The sequence below is a fragment of the Mesorhizobium sp. M1A.F.Ca.IN.022.07.1.1 genome, from assembly GCF_003997575.1.
In the GTDB taxonomy this organism is placed as follows: domain Bacteria; phylum Pseudomonadota; class Alphaproteobacteria; order Rhizobiales; family Rhizobiaceae; genus Mesorhizobium.
In genome coordinates this window covers 1-1,398 of sequence record NZ_RZST01000618.1, presented here as the reverse complement: position 1 = coordinate 1,398, position 1,398 = coordinate 1, and the positions used below count along the sequence as shown (strand labels likewise).

Genomic DNA, 1,398 nt, shown 5'->3' with positions numbered 1-1,398 from the left:
CTGGACGCCAAGCTGCGCGAGGAAATGCGGGCCGAGATCAAGCGGCTGCACATCAAGCAGGGATCGACCACGATCTATGTCACCCACGACCAGATCGAGGCGATGAGTCTGGCCGACCGCATCGTCATCATGCATGAGGGCTTCATCCAGCAGGTCGGCACGCCGGACGAGGTCTACTCGCATCCGGCAAACCTGTTCGTGGCGCAATTCGTCGGCAGCCCGGTGATGAACATCGCCGAGGCGAGCGTCGCCGATCTGGCCGGCGCGGCCTCCGTCACCGTCGGCGGTGCGCCGGCGGGTTTCGAGTTCCCGCGCGAGCTCCTGTCCAGGCTGAACGGGCATTCCAATGGTGGCTTGACGCTCGGCATCCGTCCGGAAGGCGTGCTCGTCCGGCATGATGCCGCTCCCGGCTACGTGCCGGTCGAAGCGCAGATCATCGAGCCGCTCGGCTCCTTCGACATTGTCGACCTCAAGGTCGGCTCCAAGATGCTGCGCGCCCGCACCAAGGCAGGCTACGTGTCGGGTCCGGGCGAGAAGGTTCATGCCCGCATCGACCCGGAACAGGCGCATTTCTTCGACACGGCAAGCGGCAAGTCGCTGGGAGTAAGGCTGTAATGGCCCATATCGAACTGAAGAACATCACCAAGAAGTTCGGCGGCCATACCGCGCTGACGGGTCTCAACCTCAATATCGCCGATGGCGAGTTCTTCGTGCTTTTGGGCGAAACCGGCGCCGGCAAGACGACGACGCTCCGGATGATCGCCGGCCTCGAGAAACCGACCGAGGGCCAGGTCTTCATCGACGGCGTCGACGTCGCCGACTGGAGCGCGGCCGAGCGCGACGTGGCCTTGGTGCTGCAGCAATATTCGCTCTATCCGCGCTACACGGTGCGGCAGAATCTCGAGTTTCCGCTGAGGCCAAAGATTCGCCGGCTGCCGGATGCCGAGATCAAGGACCGCGTCGCGCGCGCCGCCCGCACGCTGCGCATCGAGCATCTGCTCGACCGCAAGACCGACCGGCTCTCCGGTGGCGAGATGCAGCGCGTCTCGATCGGCCGCGCGATCGTGCGCAAACCACGCGTGTTCCTGATGGACGAGCCGCTGTCGGCGCTCGACGCCAAGCTACGCGAGGCGCTGCGCACGGAGTTGAAGAACCTGCAGATGCAGCTCGGTGCCACCTTCCTGTTCGTCACCCACGACCAGATCGAAGCGATGTCGATGGGCGACAAGGTCGGCGTGCTGAACCATGGCCGCATCGTGCAGACCGGCACGCCGCAGGAGATCTACAACAATCCCCGCGATACCTATGTCGCAAGCTTCGTCGGCTCGCCGCCGATGAACCTCATCGACGGCACGCTGGTCGACGACCGCGCGGTGATGGCGCCGATGAGTTTCGAAT

Annotated in this window: 2 protein-coding genes; both read left to right on the top strand. The window is 64.5% G+C overall.

Annotated features, from left to right (window positions below; translation table 11 throughout):
- On the top strand, positions 1-615 hold a 615-nt coding region (locus EOA75_RS32810; protein ID WP_164747752.1), incomplete at its 5' end, for an ABC transporter ATP-binding protein.
- On the top strand, positions 615-1,398 hold a 784-nt coding region (locus EOA75_RS32805; RefSeq protein ID WP_164747751.1), incomplete at its 3' end, for an ABC transporter ATP-binding protein. The genes EOA75_RS32810 and EOA75_RS32805, both read left to right, overlap by 1 nt.